The organism is Coraliomargarita parva (genome assembly GCF_027257905.1).
GTDB classification, from domain to species: domain Bacteria; phylum Verrucomicrobiota; class Verrucomicrobiia; order Opitutales; family Coraliomargaritaceae; genus Coraliomargarita_A; species Coraliomargarita_A parva.
This window is the reverse complement of the sequence record NZ_JAPZEI010000003.1, coordinates 465,975-483,786: the sequence shown is the minus strand read 5'-3', so window position 1 is coordinate 483,786 and position 17,812 is coordinate 465,975. Positions and strand designations below refer to the sequence as shown.

Here is a 17,812-nt window from a genome sequence, read left to right as displayed (position 1 = left end):
ATTCTTATGCGACTTCATCGAGTATGGTGCTGAAGCGTTGCAGCCATTGCTCCCTGGAGGCCTCCTCCAAGAGCCAATGGTGACCGCACCGGCCCATCTGCAAACGTTGCTCGGCTGGTGTAAGTTCCATCGTCCGGACCGCCTGCATCAGGGATTCCGGAGACCCCGGCTCAAAGAGCAAGCCCGTCCGCCCATCCTGGACGGTCTCGCGGAAACCGCCGGAATTGGACGCAAGCATCGGCTTGCCGTGCTCATAGGCTTCATAGGTAACCAGTCCGAGCGGCTCCCACCAAATGGACGGAGCGATGAAGGCGCGTGCCCGGTGCATCAGGCGTGCCTTCGCATCACCACTGACATAGCCGGCATATTCAATTGCCGCACAGTTTTCGGCGGCAGCCTGGACTTCGGATTCAAGCGGCCCCGTCCCGGCAATACAGAGTTTCGGACAGTGTTGCCGAAGGGATCCGTAGAGTCTTGCCCACGCCTCGAGAAGAACACGGACCCCCTTTTCCGGAACAAGACGGCTCAGGAAGAGGTAGTACCCGTCGTCCTTCGTCTCCGGCACCTTGGGAACCGGGTTCCAGAAGTGGCGTAGCGTCACCACCCGCTCCGCCGGCACCCCGGCCTCGATGAATGCATCGCGCATAAAATCGGATATCGCTATCCAGCGCGTCACCGCGTCGAAGGTACCCAGCGACTTATGGAGCTTTAGCACGCCTGCCAGGATTGCGGATTTCACCAAAGATCCCTGCCAGGCGCCGGCCCGGACCTCGGGCCAGTAATCCCCCGCCAGTCCGTCCGGGACGATGCTTTCATTGGCCCAGAGTGTCCCGTTGACCGAGAATGGCCTGAAATTGTGGATGAACTGAATGACCGGAATTCCAAGCCTTTGGGCACGGCGGTAGACAGACGGCGAGGCAACCGGATAGAGGTTGTGCGCAAGAATCGCACGTGGGCGGCTCGTATTGACCACGGCCTCCAGTTCCCGGGCTGCGTCACGGTTGTAAAACATCATCAGCAGCTGACGCAGCTTGTTTGGTGCCAGCTTCCCCTTCCACTGGCTCGAGTCCCAGCGTAATGAAGACAACTGGTAACGGCTCTGGAGCAAGTCCCGGATCGCGTCGGCGATAAGCTCTTCCCCACCCTTTTCCACGTAGCAGTTAAAAGTTTCCACCAAGCTGTTCATAAACCCGTATCCTGTGCCCCCTCCACCAATCTCAATTTACGGAGCAACCAGCGAAAACGCATGCCCGGCGATTTACTGTGCCAGTTATCCTCGATCCATTTGTTCAACTGCGGGGAAGCTTCGACTTGCTCCGGATGCTTCAGGGGAAAGGCCAGTTCCTGACTCTCGGTGCCGCTGAGACCCGCGGTATTCGTGGCGTCTTCACCGAAGCCTACATTAGAAACCAGGTTTCGGTTTGGAAATATGGCCAGCCCCCGCTGCAGCCAGATGCTTAACTGGTAACGATAGGCCCAGCTGTCCGTGGTGCCGCGGGAAACACGGCCGAGTATAAACCCCCAATAGGCCCGCTGACGTAAGCCCGGAAACACCCGGCGATGAATCTGCCCCCAATGAAGCGGGTTCAGAAAACCGTGCATGTCCGGATCGTAGTTCACCCATGCCCGGCGCCAGGTGGCCCAGCCCCAGCATGAAAAATAATCGGAAAATGTATAGGATTCATGGATACCCAATCCGTTATCCTTGCCGGTGTATCCGGAGACCGCATAGATCCGTTCGTCCTCACGGTAGCGTACGAGCATCTCATCCGCAAAGCGTAGGAAAGAGCCGGTGGGCAGACAGTCGTCCTCCAGGATGATGCCGGCCTCGCAGGCATCCAGAAACCGAGTAATCCCATCCGAGATATTGGCGCGGACACCCAGGTTGTGCTCCCGATGGATCGTCGTCAGTTCACATTCCCAGGGCAAGGATTCGAATTGACTGCGAACCGCGGCAACTCTGTCCGCATCCGTCGGATGGCCCGCCCGGGGGCCGTCTGTCAGGACCCAGACCCGCGGGGGTGAGAAGCGCGCCAGTATCTCGATCTGCCGGCGTGTCAGGTCCGGCCGGTTGAAGTGGATCAATAGAACCGGGGCGCTCAATCCTTGATGTGTTTCTCCGTGACTCACCAGTACGTGCCTCCTTCCACGATATTCCCTTTCTCGGGGCGTTCCGAGGCGCCGGGCCGGCACCAGTGTTCATTGTAAAGTCGGCTGACTACGGGATGCCCGTCCCAGCGCCGCCCCTTGATACCGAAGAGTACCTGTGTCGCGCCGCCCAGATGGATCGCCACCTTCCCAAGGCGTTTCGCGTGCGCCGCCAGTGGCAATCCATAGGCCCCCGCTCCGATGATCACAACGTCACAGTCAAGCGCTTCGATCGACGTCTTCATCGATTCCAAGGCCTGTCCCCAGTCAGGAAAGCCCGGATCCTCGCCGGCTATACTTTGTACGGCCTGGACAACCTCCAGGGTGGCGAACTCCGGCAGCACCGGATCGTCAAAGAGCAGTGAGCGTTTGCGGTACTGGGACAGTATCGAGGCTTTGAAAGGGTGCACCACCAGAACACGCTTCCCTTCCAGTGCGCTGGACCAGGGACTGCTCGAATAGTAGGGCTCAAGCACCCGCAACGGCGCAAGCTGCAGTGAACTGGGCCCCCGTCGATTAATCAGGTAGGCTTCTCCCCTCGGGTACCAGGTCCCCAGCAGGTCTAGCTCGCCAAAGGCATCGGCATAAGTCCGGGCGAACGCATCGATCGCTTCAACATTGTCCGGAAAGACGCCGGCATGTTGCGTGATGCGGAAGCGTTCCTCTGGAGAATACGCCTGCCCCCTCAAATACTTGGAGGTGATCCGGGCTTCGTTTGAACCGACGCGACCGGCCAGAAAAGGCTGCCCTTCCAGGATCGCATTCCGCAGTAGCCGCTCCGCCTCCGGGGAGTCGAGAAGTGCGGCATACCTGGCACAGGCCAAGCGCGCCGAAGACTTCTTAAAGAAGGATTTCGCCTGCCGGATCAACTTTGTATCAGTATCCATATAGACTCGTGCTTCAGGTGGTTTGTAGTCGTGTACTGCCTTTATGCAGGGCGGACGGCTCCGGAGCGGAAATGCGATTCACCTCAGCCTGCCATTGCATGCGGGATTGCCGAACTGCGGAAATCGCAAGGCCGAGGAAGACTGCCTGTGCGGTATCCGCATCGTAAGGCAGATAGTAAACGAGCTGACAGAGCGCGGTGACAAACAAGGCCTTACTGGCCGAGCTATAAACCGGATTGGCAGGCATGTCGGCCCGGCGCAGTCGCAGGAAGCGGCAGTACATGACAAGAAGTAAGCCCAATCCAACCACTCCGCCTCGAAGCAGGGTCTGGATGTAATAATTGTGAGGCTTCACATTCTCAATCTCGATCGTACGGCCATCCGAACCCTTGAACGTACGACCCCAGCCCGAACCAAAGGAATTGCCGATGGCGACCTCCTTCACGGAGTCCATTTGCTCCCCCGTGAGCAGGCTCAGCCATCCGACATAACGCCAGGACATCGTGCTTTCGTCGGAGAAGGCCTCCTCCGTAGACTCGTCCAAGGCCTTGAAAATTGCGTCTCCTGTGAAAGCAAAGGCAGCGACCGTCCCGACAATGCCTCCGATCAGGAGGATCTTTAGCAAGAGCGAGCGCAAGGCCGGCAAGGTCCAATACAAACCGAATATGGCACAGGCAGTCACCACCCAGACACTCCGATGCTGCAACAACAGGATCATAGGAAGCAATGACAAGCTGACCATGAAGTAGAACGGCTTTAACCGCCCTGCGGCAAAGGCCACCGCCGCCACCACGAATGCTTCGAGCAAGACCATCGTCTCATTCGAACTCAGCGGCCGGCCCGCACGCGAAAGGTCGCCGTCGGAATACCCCGCCAGCGCAATCAGGACGAGACCGGCCGCGGCGGCAAAGATAAGCTTTTCCACCTTGGGCCAGACATCGCTGACCGACAGGGACGCGGTATAAATCGCGATGCAGATCACATACAAATAGCCTCTGAATCCGTTGGTCGCAGCCTGCAGGCCGAATTCACGACATCCGGCCAGAAAGTTCCACCCCAGCACCATTGCCCAGGCGAGCAGGATCAAAAGCTCGATATCCTGCTTCGAAAATCCGTACTTCAGTTTGCCGTAGTAGAAGGGAAAAGCGAAAAGCAGCATGAGCGGACAGAGCAGATCCAGGGGAAACACATTCATGCCTCCCAGCGAAACCGCCAGGGACGCGCCCTCCGTCATCGTTGCGGAGTAAAGATACACAAGGAAGACGGCGGCCACCAGGACCTCGGGATGACGCTCTATGTAGCGGGCCAAAGGCAAGGCAAAGGCGGCGCATAAGGCTCCGACCAGTCCAAGCAAAACTAGAATAAGTATCGTCACAAGGCGTCAACCACCGGAGGTGGTACCGAATTTTCCGTATTTTAAATTTTTCCCGGCCAGCCTGGTCTTGCCCAGCAAGCTTCCGGCACGCTCGATCACCCGGGGAGCGAGGCCCGGCATACCAAAGAAAAAGACCGTGGCAATCGGCACGCCGACCAACAAGGACTTGAATAGAAACGGCCACCAGCTGTCATGGTGGAAGAACCCGGCCGTATAGTAAGCCAGTACGAAGACCATGGCCATGGGCACCCAGATCCAGCGCAGGACCTGAAGGCTTTCCCCGACCACCGGACGCACACGCCGCAAGAGGTAGTGGTAGATCGGCTCCGAAACCAACAGGGAAAAGATGATCGCAAAAGGCACCGCATGGATGCCCCAGGCTTCAATTGCAAAACAGAGGGCCACGGCCTGCAACACTGACTCGAAAGTCTGGGTCAGCTCGAAACTGTTGATCTTGCCCATGGCCATCCCCAGGCCCACGTAAAGATTACCACGAAGGAAAAAGAAACATGCCAAGGCGGAACCCGAGGTGAACAATTGCCCGGCGAACTGTGCGTCGGAGGTCCAGAGGCTCACAAAGCCCTGATTGAGGAATGCAAAGCCCGTCCCGAAAACAAAGCAGGATACGATAAAGCCCCGGATCATCCGTTTCAGCGTTTCACGTTCCTTCTCCCGGGAAACCGCCTCGTCGAAGAAGAAGTGGCTGCAGGCGGAATAGATTCCCGAGAGCGCCTGGTTGACGAAGCCTTGGGCCACCTGCAGGACCCGCAGCGAAATATTATAGGCAACAGTGGCCTCCGGTCCGACAAAGCGTGCCAGCAATACCGGCGGCAAGTTCCGGGCAAACTGGCTGCTTGACTTTGCGGCCAAGACCGAAGGCGTGGTTTTCACGTAATCCATCAGGGTTGCATTCGACCAGGACACGCCCTCCCCCAGTGAATAAAGGATCCACAGGGTATTGAAAAGATTTGCAACGAATGTGATGCCGCCCCGCACAATGACTCCGGAAACCAGTGCATATAAGCCAAAGTCGAGTAGCGTCAGGGTCACAACAATGGTAACCAGGCCAAGGATGTCGCCGATGGCTCGAGCCGCGACCGGAATTTGGCTGCGTTGCAGCGCAATCGCGAAATTGCCGAAGAAATCATTGCATAAGCGCAAGACGACTCCCAATCCGGCGATCATGAAACAAGTCCGTATAATCGAATGATACTCGGGATCGATCACCAGCCAGCTCAGCATGTGCCTGGAGATATAGGCCATTCCGGCAATCACCACGACGACAACCACTGCCAGGACACATAGGCCGTGCCAGAAGTAGCTCGCAACCGTGCTGAAATCCTTGCGCCCGTAAGCCGCCGCACACCGCTGCAGGGTGACTGCCGATGCGCCCAGATCCGCCATGGACAGCCACGCCAGCAAGCCGCCGGTAGCCAGCCAGAAACCATATAAACGTTCCCCCAGGAAATGAAGATACAGGGGAATCAGGAGAAAGCCCTGGACGATCAAGATGGCATTCGTCGTCCAACCGCCGGCAATAAGCCAGACAACAGAGCGCTTGCGACGCGCAGGCTGGCTGAAGTCGATCTTTTTCATCCTTTTGGTTGAGAGGGTGCAAGCGGCCGTGACAGCGGAGCGGGCCCGACGCTCTCACGCCTGTGGCATTTCCCGGTACGGCGGGCCTGCGGTTTGGTAGGAAGGATCAAGTGTCATTCAATGAGAGTGTTCGCCCAGTCTGCCCTAGGTCCGTTGCGCATAGTAAGCGGCATATTTGGAAGCATCCTTTTCGTAGCCATGCCCATAGGACAAGTTCGCGGCACTGCCGTAGCCGATCGCTGCCTTCACGTTTTTGATACCGTTAAAGACGACACCCATGACCGGTGCGGGACTGCGATCCATCTGCGCAATCGAATAGCGCATCTTCTGTCTCGTCACCTTGAACTGACGTGCCACGAAAATGCTTTCCTGCGCGAACTCAGCGACGAGTCCGGCATCCGGGAAAAGGCCGACCGGCGGAGTATCGTACAGCAGCACATCATAGTCTTCGGCAAGCCGGCTCATCAGAGCCTTAACCGCATTGCTGCTGAGAATTTCGGTGGCTTCCTGGCTGCTGCCACCGGAGCGCAGTAGTGATAGATTATTCTGAACTTGAGTAATCCCCAGCGTCGCAGCCTCATCCGGCTTCTCCGGCAACGCCGACCCTGCGTCAAACCAGGGAATCAGACCGCTGTCATTGTCCAATCCGAAAGCATTGTGCTGCATCGGTCGGCGCAAATCAAAATCGATCAGAAGCACTTTCATGCCATGCGATGCGATGACTGCAGCCAGATTGGCGGTCACCATGGACTTCCCCTCTCCCGGCAAGGAGCTGGTAACGAGGAAGGACGTCTTCTTCCTGTTCAAGGAACTCCGCATGCGAATGCTGCTGTAGATCGCCCGGAGCGGTTCTTTCATTTTCAGGTCACCGGACTGGAAGGCGGTCGAAAGTGCCTTGAAGTCCACATCCCCCTGCTGCCGGATATCGCCCAGCAGCGGCTTGTTGGCGAAGCGTTCCACATCCGTAAAGCTGGCCAGACGATGATCCAGCAACTCGATAACCAGTGGCACGCAGATGAAAAAGACACCACCGAGAAACATGGATGCCGCCAGTATCTGCACCGGGGCGATCACCATGGGGTGTGTCGGCAAGCCCGCGGGCTCGAGCAGGCTCACGTTGTTGAGGTTCAACTGTTGCGCGATGCTGGTCTCGGCATAACGCGTCGACAACTTGTTGTACATGTCCCGCAGGGAATCCAGGTTTCGCTGCATCCGGTTGTACTCGACCAGTGCACGCTCCGCATCCAGAACCGCCTGCTCCCCTTCCTTGAGCTTCCCCTCCAAGGTTGTCAGTTCCGCAACTGCCGCCTTGTGGTCATTCTCGATTTGGTTCACCGCTTGGCTGATGGCCGCCTTCAACACCGCCTTGACCGATTTCAGGGAGGCTTCGTTTTCAATCACTTTCGGGTGACGGGCCAGATAGGTCTCATCCAGTACCAGACGTTCTCGCTGGAGCTCATTGAGTTGGGAATAGATCGCGATAATGTCCTCACGCCCGCCGATCACCGGGATCTCCATCAATTTCTCCAGGTTTTTACCGGCCGCCTGGATCTGTTGCTGAAGCGTCTCCACCTCCAGCAGGCGTAGGTTCGCATCGGTCAGTGCATCGTTGATGCGCCGCAAGCGCTCCCCGAGGATGCCCTGGTCCTGCTGCACCGAAACAAGATTATGCGACTGGCGGTACTCCTGTAGCTCCAGTTCCTTGCCCTCTAGTTGTGTGCGCATTTCCTCCACTTGCTTGCCGAGGAAATGGACCGCCTCGCCCGTCGAACTGTTTCTCAGGTTCGCTTTGTAGGCGATGTATTGCCTCACGTATTCATTCGCCAGGAACTGTGCCACTTGGGGCGAATGGTGTACGATGTGAATCAGGATTACCTGTGACTCTTCTTCCGACCCCTGCTCCACAGACAACATCTTCGACATGATCAGCCCGGGGGCGTCCGCCGGCTTCTCCGCAGTGGCCGGATCATAATAAGGTGCCACCACGGCTTCGACCTGCTCGGGAGTCAAGGCACGGACCACGGCTTCGGCGATCCCACGCGTCTGAATGCGCTCCATGTGTGTGTTCATGAAGGTATTCAGCAGGTTCACATGTGTCACGCTGGTGTCCATGACCTCACGAAAATCCATCACATTCGCGGTGCTGAGCTCGATCGTCATAGATGCCTCGGCCTCATACAGCTTTTCCTGTGAAAGCAGGACCGCCATGAGCAGTCCTGCAACAATCGCACCGCATACCGCGCCGATGCACCAGCGTTTGCGTATGATCGCGATGATATCTGTGATGCTGATCAAGCCATCGGCCTGGCTCTTGTCGTTTGCCCCCGTAAATTCTCCTGTTGCCATAGAATACCGTAGTTGAAGTTAGAATACCCGTCGTGGCACGTAGACGACGTCCCCCGTGCGGATGATGAACGGGGGCTCGGTAACACCGTCCGATTTGGACTGCAGCAAGCGGTCCACATTGACCACGGCAGTCGGGGCTTCCCCTTCCGCCGAGGTGGCCCTCGTCACCGTCACTTCGGTAGTCTTGGCCGTGTTCTTGAAACCGCCCGCTTCAGCGATTGCGATCTGGATCGGCAGGCCATTCAACCCGGGGTTGATTTGAACCGTGCCCGGCTTGTTCACTTCGCCCATGACGGTGAGGACCTTGGGAGCGAATTCTTCGATACTCACGGTCACCACCGGTTTGCGCAGGTACTGTTGGTCAATAAAGGATTGTGCGATGATCAGGGAAGCTTCCTTCACCGTCTTGCCTCCGATTGTCACCGTCCCGACCAGCGGCACCGACGCCGTGCCGCTATCCGTAATCAGCTGTGTGGTGGCCAGGTCCGGTTCGCCGTACACCGAAACCTGTACCTTGTCGAAAGGCGACAGGCGGTATTCCGTCTCAGGCTTGGCCGCAACGGCACGTACCGCCTGTAGCGGCTTGCTGGTGGCAGGTTCGGCCCCTTGCGCGGCCAACGGAACGAGCATCCCCAGTGTGGTGAGCACAAATGGAAGGAGGTAGGTGAGCGCGATCAGGCGACCCGTCAGCCGAGGCTGAAGTCTGTGGTTTAGCATAGATGGTTGGACTGGTTAGTATACGAAATCGACACCAACAATGACAAAGGTCCGGTCATAATCGGCCAGTTTAACGTCGGAATCCTGGTCTGAGTAGTAGAGGGATGCATTCAGGCTCAGGCGGTCCTCAATCAATTCGTAAATTGCCTCGATATAGCCGTAGTACTTGTCGTCGGAGCGGTAGGTGCCACCGTCGATAAGGCGCTCGAAATCATTGTTGGCATAGCCGAGCTCCGCACGCATGGATAGCTTTTCGTCGAAATCATGGTCATACGCGAAATTCAGATACATGCTTTCAACCGCTTGGTTCGCGGAGGTCGTCTCGGTGTCACTGCCCGCAGTCAATTCCAGCTTGGAGCGCTCATCCATCATCCAGGAGGCGACCAGCTCGGCGAAGACCGAAGTTTGGCTGTCGAAGGCGGACTCGTCGAAGTCGCGGTACTGCAGGCCCAGACGCCCTTCGAGCTCGACGGTCGGCGTCAGCATGCCTTCGCTCACCAGGTACCAGGAATGGCTGTCACTGTCCGCCGTCGGATCGGTGCCGTCCACCGTGGTCCGCTTGTAGCGGTAGCCGAGACCGAAACTCAGCGCGTCGTTGTAACGGTACATAAAATCCAGCGGCAAGGTGTAGGTGGTCACATCGGCGAAACCGTCGGTCTTAGCCACTTCGGATCGGTAGAGGATGCCGGATGACAGGTAGTAGCGGTCGGTGAAATAATAGTGCCCGGTCAGTCCGAGATTGATGATCTCCTTCTGGATGAAGGACTGCAGCAGGGAATCCCCCGTCGAGACCTCGTTGTACCCCGCGGTAAAGTGTAAATCGAAATTGGTGTCCTGCGCATCCTGCGGGTACTCGATATCAATGCCGCTCTTGATATTTTCGGTATTGAGCGAAGTGTTGTCGTCATAACGGCGGAATTGCAGCCCGGCAAATGCGTCAATGTAGAGCAGTCCGGTATCGTAGCGATAAAGCAAATTGGGCTGCGCGATGAAGATGTAATCATCGATATCGTTCGCACTCCGGTTCAGGTTACTATCGTATTCAACCTTTGAATTGAGCCCGAATGCGGCCGCTCCTTTGTTGCCCAGTTGAATCTCAGCCTTGAGCAGAAGTGGAAGAACCATACATGAGGAGAGCGATAAGGCCTTGATTATTAGGTCGCTAGGGGTTCCGCACCTGGTAGTCGCGGGTCGTGTCGATGTGTTAGCCATGAGTTGTAGTGGTTATGTCTGAGTGGCATTCGGACTCAAGCTCAACTGCTTGTGTCACAAAGAGTTTACGTTGTCATACTCATCGTTTTTGCATGGTTAAACGCATTCTATAACATCGTGAGCATTCAAAATGCCAAAATACAGAAAGTGACGATGAAAACGGACTTTACGCGCCCCTGAGAATATGGAAGCGTGCGCGGCATGTCTGAAAACCATAGCCTCAACATTCTTGTCATCGGATCCGGCGGCCGTGAGCACGCACTTGTCCAAGCCTGCCTGCAGAGCCCGCTTGCCGGCAAAGTGATCGCCGCACCTGGCAACGGCGGCATGGCTAGCGAGGTGGAATGCTTCAACACTGCGGTCGAGGATGTGCCGGGCATCGTTCAACTGGCCCAAGCCGAATCGATCGGTCTGGTGATCGTCGGCCCTGAAGTTCCACTCAGCCTGGGGCTGGTGGACGCCTTGCAGGCAGCCGGCATTCCCGCCTATGGCCCATGCCAGGCTGGCGCCCAGCTCGAATCGAGCAAGGCCTTCTGTAAGGACTTTTTTGCCCGCCACAACATCCCCACGGCCGCCTATGCAAATTTCACGGAAGTCGCTCCGGCTCTGGAGTATCTGGAATCGCACCCCGCACCGATCGTAATCAAGGCAAGCGGCTTGGCCGCCGGCAAGGGTGTCATCATGGCCGAGACTCAGGAGGAAGCGATCGCTGCGGTCAAGGACATGCTTGAAGGCGGTGCGTTCGGCCAAAGCGGCGCTGAAATCGTGATTGAAGAGACCCTCTACGGTGAAGAAGCGTCGATCCATGCCATCGTATCGGGCGACAACTTCGTTTGCCTGCCCCCCAGCCAGGACCACAAGCGCGTGGGCGAAGGCGACACCGGCCTGAACACCGGCGGTATGGGTGCCTACACTCCGACCAGCAAAGTCAACGCGGCACTGCAGGCCCAGATCGAGGAAATGGTCATCCGCCCCACCCTCGAAGGATTCAAAAAGGACGGCATCGATTTCCGGGGTACGCTCTATGCGGGACTGATGCTCACCGAAGCCGGCCCCAAGGTGCTTGAATACAACGTCCGTTTCGGCGATCCGGAAACCCAGGTGCTCCTCCCGATGGTCGCCGACGATCTCGTCCCCGTCCTGCTGGCCTCGGCCAAGGGCGAAGCCCTGCCGCAACAACTGGCCTTCCATCCGGGAGCCGCCATTGTCGTAGTGCTGGCCGCCGGCGGCTACCCGGGCAGCTATGCAAAGGGCGAGGTCATCCGTTTTCCCGAAAGCCTGCCGCCGCGCACAAGTATCGTGCATGCCGGAACCAAGCGTTCCGATGATGGCACCATCACCACGAACGGCGGCCGCGTCCTTGGTGTGAGCGCACAGGCTCCCTCATTGGAGGAAGCCAAAGACCTCGCTTATACCGTCTGTGACCAGATTCATTTCGACTCGAAATACCTGCGCCGGGACATTGGACACCGGGAACTGAATCGCGGGTCGAATTGACAGCCCGCATCCCCTGCCACAGTTTGCTTCATCCACATGGCTCAAACACGCGATCTCATACTAACCATCTGCACCGGTAACGTATGCCGTAGCCCAATGGCGCAAAAGCTACTGCAGCATGCGCTCGACGCAGCGGAAGGTCCGCTGGGCCGGTTGAAGGTCGTGTCGGCGGGGGTGGCCGCCGGCTATGGGGATCCGGCATCCCGCAACTCAGTCAGCGCCCTGAAAAAGGTTGGGATCGACCTGGAGCCGCATAAAAGCCAACCCCTGACCGTCGACCTGGTGGAACGCGCGTTCGCCATCTTCGGGATGACGCACTCGCACCTGGACATTCTGTATCATTACCACGGGGAACATCTTCCTGAAAGGGTCCATCTCTTCCGTGAATTCATCGGCGGCGGTGCCTCACCGGAAATCCCGGATCCCTTTGGACAAAATATCGACGCTTACCGGGAATGCCTCGACTCCATGGTCGAAGCCATCCCCTCCGTCGTGGCCTACCTCAAGAAGGAAATCGAGCAGGAGTAATAGCCAGAACCCCTCCACCGCTTCGCGGTCCCCCTCCCCTTGAAAGAGGAGGAGTTTTATTTTGCAGCCTCCACCTGAAGTGGATGGTGAGGCATCCTTACTAAACGAGTTGCCATCAGGAGCAAACCACACACTCAAACTCCTCCTCCCTGGCTCGGCGTAGTCTTAGACGAAGACGGGTGCTTGCAGGAGAGGCCTGTCACGGCGTATCACAGAGAAGCCGGATGGCCCGGCTCGCCCGGGACGGAGGGGTCCACACTCAAGCCTACCCATTGAAGCACTCGATTGGATCGAGCTCACGGATAAGCTTTACGCAAGTCTGCCCCGATGGAAGCCGTCCACTTCAACAAGCCCTTACCAGGTATTTGACGATGAGCCTGAATGGCACGGACTTAATGAGGCGATTTGAATATTTGGGCCTATAGAGGCTTGGGGCGGTAGTGGCTGCTTTAGCTGCCATATTACGTACTGTAGGTGCGTCGACTTGCTGGCGACTGAAGTCGCCACTACGGCATTGCCTTAAGTCCGTGCCATTCACGATGAGCCTGAAAAAGGGCGGACAACTGAATGCAGCTGCCCGGCCTGAAAGTCTGCAAGCAGGCAACTAATTTCCCTCAATCGTGTAGATCGTGGGAGTGACGCTCACTTCGTTTGCCACCAGCAAAAGAGCGACACCGCCGGGGCTGGATGCTGCAGGGATAAACTCCATCTCTTCGGGGCCGAAGTCGCAGGAATGTGTCGATTCAGTCACGTTTCGGAAAAGAGCCGACACGCGTAGCCCGGCCGGCCGGTGCGCACCAAATTATACGTTCCGTAAATATAGCGCTTGTTACCACTCGGCCGCCTGCTTCAAACTGCAGGCGATGAGTGACGACGCCCACGCACTATTGATCGATATCGTACTTCCTCTGGAGCAATCGGAGGATGCGGATGCCCGCGTGCAGGCAGTGGCTCAGAAGCTCGAAGTCCCGGCGGCTGACATACGCGAGCTACGCTTGCGGAAACACTCGATCGACGCCCGGCAGCGACAGATCAAAGTCCGGATGCGTTTCGAGGTGGGCCTGCGCCGGATGCTTCCGGCCGAACCAGACCTGAAGCCGGAGTATCCAGAGCTTCCGGCTTCCGCCCCGACCGTCATTATCGTCGGTTGCGGCCCCGCAGGCATGTTTGCCGCACTGCGTGCCATCGAACTGGGCCATCGCCCCGTCCTGCTGGAACGGGGCAAGGATGCCTCGGCCCGTCGCTTCGACCTCGGGCCGATTCTCAAGGAAGGCCGGGTCATTGAGGATTCGAATTATTGCTTCGGCGAAGGCGGCGCCGGGACTTTCTCCGACGGTAAGCTTTACACCCGGGCCACCAAACGGGGCCCCGTGCGCAAAGTCTATGAGACCTTTGTCGCCCATGGCGCTCCGGATCGAATTTTGATCGACGCCCACCCCCACATCGGATCCAACCTGCTCCCGAAGGTCGTGATGGCGATGCGTGAATCAATCCGCGCCGCCGGCGGAGAAGTTCATTTCGGAGCGAAGGTGAATCACTTCATCCTCCAGGACGGCCGGATCGAGGGCGTCACGACAGAGGACGGCCGGGAGTTCCGAAGCAAGCGGGTCATACTCGCCACCGGTCATTCCGCGCGCGACATCTACCGGCTCCTGCAGGAAAGTGGCATCCTTTTGGAACAGAAACCCTTTGCGGTCGGCGTTCGGATCGAGCACCCCCAAGCCTTGATCGACAGCCTGCAGTACCATATTCCGAAGGACAAAGAGCGCCCGCGCCTTTTGCCGGCCGCCAGCTACCGTTTGGCCACCAAAATCGACAACCGAGGGGTCCACTCCTTTTGCATGTGTCCCGGTGGGTTCATCGTACCGGCCGCGACGGAAAACGATGAAGTCGTGGTGAACGGCATGAGTCTGGCCCGACGGGACTCCCCCTTTGCAAACAGCGGCATGGTCGTCACCGTTGAGCCGGAAGACACCTCCGGCTTCGCGGGTACGCACGGTGTGCTCGCCGGCATCGCATTTCAAAAATCGCTCGAAACCGCAGCCAAGTCCGCCGGAGGCGGCGGTCAGGTCGCACCGGGCCAGCGGGTCACCGACTTTCTCAAGGGGAAAGCCTCTCAAACACTTCCGGCCACAAGCTACTTCCCCGGCATTCAAACAGCACGTATCGACGAATTACTGCCTGCATGGATCGTCGAACGTCTGCGTAAGGGCCTGGATTTGTTCGGCAAGCAGATGCGCGGCTACATTACCGAAGACTGTAATTTGATCGGCTTTGAAACCCGGACCAGTTCACCGGTCCGTATCCCCCGCCGGGACGACAGCCTGCAGCACCCTGAAGTCGAGGGCTTGTATCCCTGCGGCGAGGGTGCGGGCTACGCCGGCGGAATCGTCAGTGCGGCACTTGACGGCATGCGCTGCGCCGATGCCGCCTGCCAAGACTAATACGCTATTCGACGGACAGGATCGTTCCCTCCAAACCGTTGGCCAAAAGGAAGCGCTCGCCCTTGCGCAGGCCCAGCACGCGCCCGGCCAAGACCGAACTCGGCGTAATCACGGTGACATCGGCATCATCCATGTGCACAACATGTCCGCCCGCCACTCCGGCGAAAAAGTAGTAGTCGGGCTCGCCGGCGATTTCGCACTGGAAAAGCGCCCCGAGAGAGACTCGGTCGTTCGGCTTAAGCAGGTCTTCGCGTTCGGACTGCAATTCTTCAACCGCCTCTGCCCATTGACGAGCCTGCCCGGCCTGGCCTGCGGCGAGGTACGATGCTTCCAAGCCCTGCGTGTCCCATTGGGATTCGGCACGTGATTCTTCATTCGTCGCATATTCGGCCGCATCTTTCGATGCCGCGACCGCATGTTGAAATTCCTGCCGGAGGGTTTCGATCAGTGTATTGAAAAAGTGTGTCTTATCCATTGGGGCAAACGAAGATATTCACTTGCAGCTTTTTCGGTTTCAACAATTTTTGAGCAAAAAGCATCAGCTTTCATTTTATACGCTAAGGCCCCCCTCGTACCATGCCATCCCCCTCCCGACGTACCCACCTATACAAACCCTATTTCTTTTTCTTCTGCCTCTTCGCTCTGGTCTGGATCACCATGCTGTTGTTTGCCGGCGGCTTTACCACCAGCATCAAGGCGGGCATGGCCTTCCTCGACTGGCCCCTTTCCAACGGTTCCGTCAATCCCGACGGCTGGCTGAGCGAATCGGACAAAATGGCCGAGCACAGCCACCGCCTGCTGGGCATGCAAATCGGGCTCATCTCAATCGCTTTGGTGCTGTGGACCTACTTGCGAGAATCGAGAACCTGGGTCCGTCGCCTTGCCCGTGTCTTGCTTCTGGTCGTCATCCTACAAGGCGTGCTCGGCGGTGCCCGAGTACGCTTTGATCGGCTCAACCTGCTGACCGACCATAATCTGCTCGCTCAAAGCTTTGCCGTTTTGCATGCCTGCGGCGCCATGATCGTACTCGGATTACTGGTCGCCATTACATTGGCGGGATCCCGCAATTGGATCGAATGCAAGCAGAAACCCGGAACGGACGTACCGGACTCGCTGCGCAAGCTGGGACTGCTGACCTGCGGCTTGATCTTCATCCAAATCCTCCTCGGCGCCATCATGCGCCACGCCGATGCCGGACTTGCCATTGCCCGTTTTCCACTGGCGAGGGAAGGTAGCCTCTTCCCCGCAGAATGGAATTTCGCCATCGGCATCAACTTCGCTCATCGCTGCGGCGCTGTATTGGTCACCTTAATACTGCTAATCTACATCCAGCGTCTCTTCAGCAATGCTACTACCCGCAAGGCGCTGGCCCTCGGGCTCTACTTCATTCCCTTCCTCATTAGCCTGCAGATCTACCTGGGGGCACTCACAATCTGGACGGCGAAGAATCCCTATGCCGCGACATTACACCATTTGGTCGGCGCTTTTCTACTTGCCAGCACGTGGGCTCTAACTTTCCTCTTGTATCGCCCTCTACTTGACCAAACAGGAGCAAACTACCTCGCTCCTGACAGTCGTCCGTATTCAGATTCTGTTACCGGATGAACCAACACCAAAGCCAAACTACCAATTACAGTCCAAGCCGTGCGCAGCTCAAAGTGCTGGCCGAGGACTTTTACGAACTCACCAAGCCGCGTCTGAGTTTCCTTTCCGTGGTCACCGCCGTGGTCGGCTACCTCATCGCCAATCCGGCGCGTGATTTCGCAATCCTACTCGCCCTTTTGCTGGGCACCTCCTTGGCCGCCGGGGGCGCAGCCGTGCTCAACCAATGGCTCGAAAGGGACGCCGATGCCAAAATGGTCCGCACCCGAAACCGCCCCATTCCGGCGGGACGGGTCCAACCCGCACATGCGCTGCTCTATGGCCTCGGCCTCGGCATGCTCGGCTGCACCCTCCTCTATACGGGCGCCAACCCGCTGGCCGGTTCGCTGGCCGCAGCGACCATTGCCTCCTACGTGCTACTTTACACGCCGCTGAAACAACTCACCACCTGGAACACCATCGTCGGTGCCGTCCCCGGAGCGCTTCCGCCTCTAATTGGATGGTCGGCCGCCGAGGGCAGTATCAGTACCTTCGGATGGCTGCTCTTTGCCATCCTCTTCCTCTGGCAAATGCCCCATTTCTTTGCCATCGCATGGACCCACCGAAAGGACTACGCCCGTGGCGGATTTGTCATGCTGTCCAACGCAGACAAGCATGGGCGTCTTGTCGCGGTCCAAAGCTTGCTCTTCTGTATCGCGCTGGTGACCGCCAGTCTTATGCCCAGCTTTCTCGGCTATACCACCTGGGGCTATGGCTCGATTGCATCGATCCTTGGCCTCTACATGCTGCGCCCCGCGTTCCGATTCCTCAGGCAATCCGAACGTGACCCTGCGGCAAGGAAGCTGTTCATCGCATCGATCTGCTATTTGCCGGCACTGCTGGTCCCCTTGGTCCTCGACGTCTGGCTCGTCCACTAATACCGCATGCGTATATGAGTTTAACTGAGTCCCTGCCCAGCATCAACGCGATACTCAACGGCAGTGCAACTGTCCTACTCACTTCAGGCTTTATCTTCATCCGCCAAGGCAAGAAGCAAGCCCACCGCAGTTGTATGCTCACGGCCTTCGGGCTCTCCGTCGTTTTCCTCGTCACCTATGTGCTGCACAAAATCCTCGTGCATGGTGTCCATACCCCCTTTGGCGGCGAAGGTTACTGGCGCCTCTTCTACTACGGGATGCTCGTCTCCCATATCATCCTGGCCATGGTCATCGTACCGCTGGTCCTGACCACGCTAACGCTGGCCGTTCGGGGGAAATTCGAATCGCACAAGGCCTGGGCCCGTTGGACCTTTCCCATCTGGTACTACGTCTCCGTCACCGGCGTACTCGTTTACTGTTTCTTATATCACTGGTTCTAATACCCGGGCCATGCTGATTTTAGCCCCCAAGCGATTGAGTAATAGCTTGTAAGCGTACATTAGTACCTTTTACTGGTGCTAGTTAATCTACTAATCTCCCACT

General features: G+C 57.6%; 16 protein-coding genes. 6 read left to right on the top strand and 10 right to left on the bottom strand.

Features of this window, described 5'->3' with window-relative positions:
* Positions 1–4 precede the first annotated feature (4 nt).
* The 8 genes from O2597_RS06365 to O2597_RS06330 form a co-directional block, all read right to left on the bottom strand.
* Positions 5–1,186, bottom strand: coding sequence for a glycosyltransferase family 4 protein (locus O2597_RS06365; RefSeq protein ID WP_269523426.1), 1,182 nt, complete (start codon positions 1,184–1,186; stop codon positions 5–7).
* Positions 1,183–2,130: a hypothetical protein gene (locus O2597_RS06360; protein WP_269523425.1), complete on the bottom strand. Its 948-nt coding sequence runs from the start codon at positions 2,128–2,130 to the stop codon at positions 1,183–1,185. Before O2597_RS06360 ends, O2597_RS06365 begins: the two co-directional genes overlap by 4 nt.
* Positions 2,127–3,035 (bottom strand): hypothetical protein, encoded by a 909-nt coding sequence (locus O2597_RS06355; RefSeq protein WP_269523424.1) that lies wholly within the window; start codon positions 3,033–3,035, stop codon positions 2,127–2,129. The genes O2597_RS06360 and O2597_RS06355 overlap by 4 nt, the downstream gene beginning before the upstream one ends.
* 13 nt (positions 3,036–3,048) lie before the next feature.
* Entirely contained in the window at positions 3,049–4,410 is a 1,362-nt protein-coding gene (locus O2597_RS06350; RefSeq protein WP_269523423.1) for an O-antigen ligase family protein, read from the bottom strand.
* Positions 4,411–4,416: 6 nt separating this feature from the next.
* Positions 4,417–6,006: an MATE family efflux transporter gene (locus tag O2597_RS06345; protein ID WP_269523422.1), complete on the bottom strand. Its 1,590-nt coding sequence runs from the start codon at positions 6,004–6,006 to the stop codon at positions 4,417–4,419.
* 144 nt (positions 6,007–6,150) lie between these two features.
* The gene (locus O2597_RS06340) at positions 6,151–8,352 is read right to left on the bottom strand and encodes a GumC family protein (protein WP_269523421.1); all 2,202 of its coding nucleotides are present in this window, start codon (positions 8,350–8,352) and stop codon (positions 6,151–6,153) included.
* Positions 8,353–8,370: 18 nt separating this feature from the next.
* Positions 8,371–9,069: a polysaccharide biosynthesis/export family protein gene (locus tag O2597_RS06335; RefSeq protein WP_269523420.1), complete on the bottom strand. Its 699-nt coding sequence runs from the start codon at positions 9,067–9,069 to the stop codon at positions 8,371–8,373.
* Positions 9,070–9,084: 15 nt separating this feature from the next.
* On the bottom strand, positions 9,085–10,194 hold the full coding sequence (locus tag O2597_RS06330; RefSeq protein WP_269523419.1) for an outer membrane beta-barrel protein: 1,110 nt from the start codon (positions 10,192–10,194) through the stop codon (positions 9,085–9,087).
* A gap of 288 nt (positions 10,195–10,482) precedes the next feature.
* Here O2597_RS06330 and purD point away from each other — a divergent pair, with 288 nt between their 5' ends.
* Together purD and O2597_RS06320 are read left to right on the top strand one after the other, a co-directional pair.
* Complete coding sequence (purD, locus tag O2597_RS06325) at positions 10,483–11,778, top strand: phosphoribosylamine--glycine ligase (RefSeq protein ID WP_269523418.1); 1,296 nt, start codon at positions 10,483–10,485, stop codon at positions 11,776–11,778.
* Between the two features lie 36 nt (positions 11,779–11,814).
* Complete coding sequence (locus O2597_RS06320; protein ID WP_269523417.1) at positions 11,815–12,306, top strand: arsenate reductase/protein-tyrosine-phosphatase family protein; 492 nt, start codon at positions 11,815–11,817, stop codon at positions 12,304–12,306.
* A 604-nt stretch (positions 12,307–12,910) separates the two neighbouring features.
* On the opposite strand, the gene O2597_RS06315 is transcribed toward O2597_RS06320, so the two are convergent.
* A complete protein-coding gene (locus tag O2597_RS06315) occupies positions 12,911–13,057 on the bottom strand; it encodes a hypothetical protein (RefSeq protein ID WP_269523416.1) in 147 nt (48 codons plus the stop codon).
* Positions 13,058–13,169: 112 nt separating this feature from the next.
* Between O2597_RS06315 and O2597_RS06310 the strand changes: the two genes are divergently transcribed.
* The gene (locus tag O2597_RS06310) at positions 13,170–14,750 is read left to right on the top strand and encodes an NAD(P)/FAD-dependent oxidoreductase (protein WP_269523415.1); all 1,581 of its coding nucleotides are present in this window, start codon (positions 13,170–13,172) and stop codon (positions 14,748–14,750) included.
* A 4-nt stretch (positions 14,751–14,754) separates the two neighbouring features.
* On the opposite strand, the gene O2597_RS06305 is transcribed toward O2597_RS06310, so the two are convergent.
* Positions 14,755–15,225, bottom strand: coding sequence for a hypothetical protein (locus O2597_RS06305; protein WP_269523414.1), 471 nt, complete (start codon positions 15,223–15,225; stop codon positions 14,755–14,757).
* Between the two features lie 101 nt (positions 15,226–15,326).
* Here O2597_RS06305 and O2597_RS06300 point away from each other — a divergent pair, with 101 nt between their 5' ends.
* From O2597_RS06300 to O2597_RS06290, 3 genes are read left to right on the top strand one after another with little or no spacing between them, the layout of a single operon-like run.
* Positions 15,327–16,355 (top strand): COX15/CtaA family protein, encoded by a 1,029-nt coding sequence (locus O2597_RS06300; protein ID WP_269523413.1) that lies wholly within the window; start codon positions 15,327–15,329, stop codon positions 16,353–16,355.
* Complete coding sequence (gene cyoE / locus O2597_RS06295; protein ID WP_269523412.1) at positions 16,352–17,269, top strand: heme o synthase; 918 nt, start codon at positions 16,352–16,354, stop codon at positions 17,267–17,269. Before O2597_RS06300 ends, cyoE begins: the two co-directional genes overlap by 4 nt.
* 14 nt (positions 17,270–17,283) lie before the next feature.
* A complete protein-coding gene (locus O2597_RS06290) occupies positions 17,284–17,709 on the top strand; it encodes a DUF420 domain-containing protein (protein ID WP_269523411.1) in 426 nt (141 codons plus the stop codon).
* The last annotated feature ends 103 nt before the right edge of the window (positions 17,710–17,812 follow it).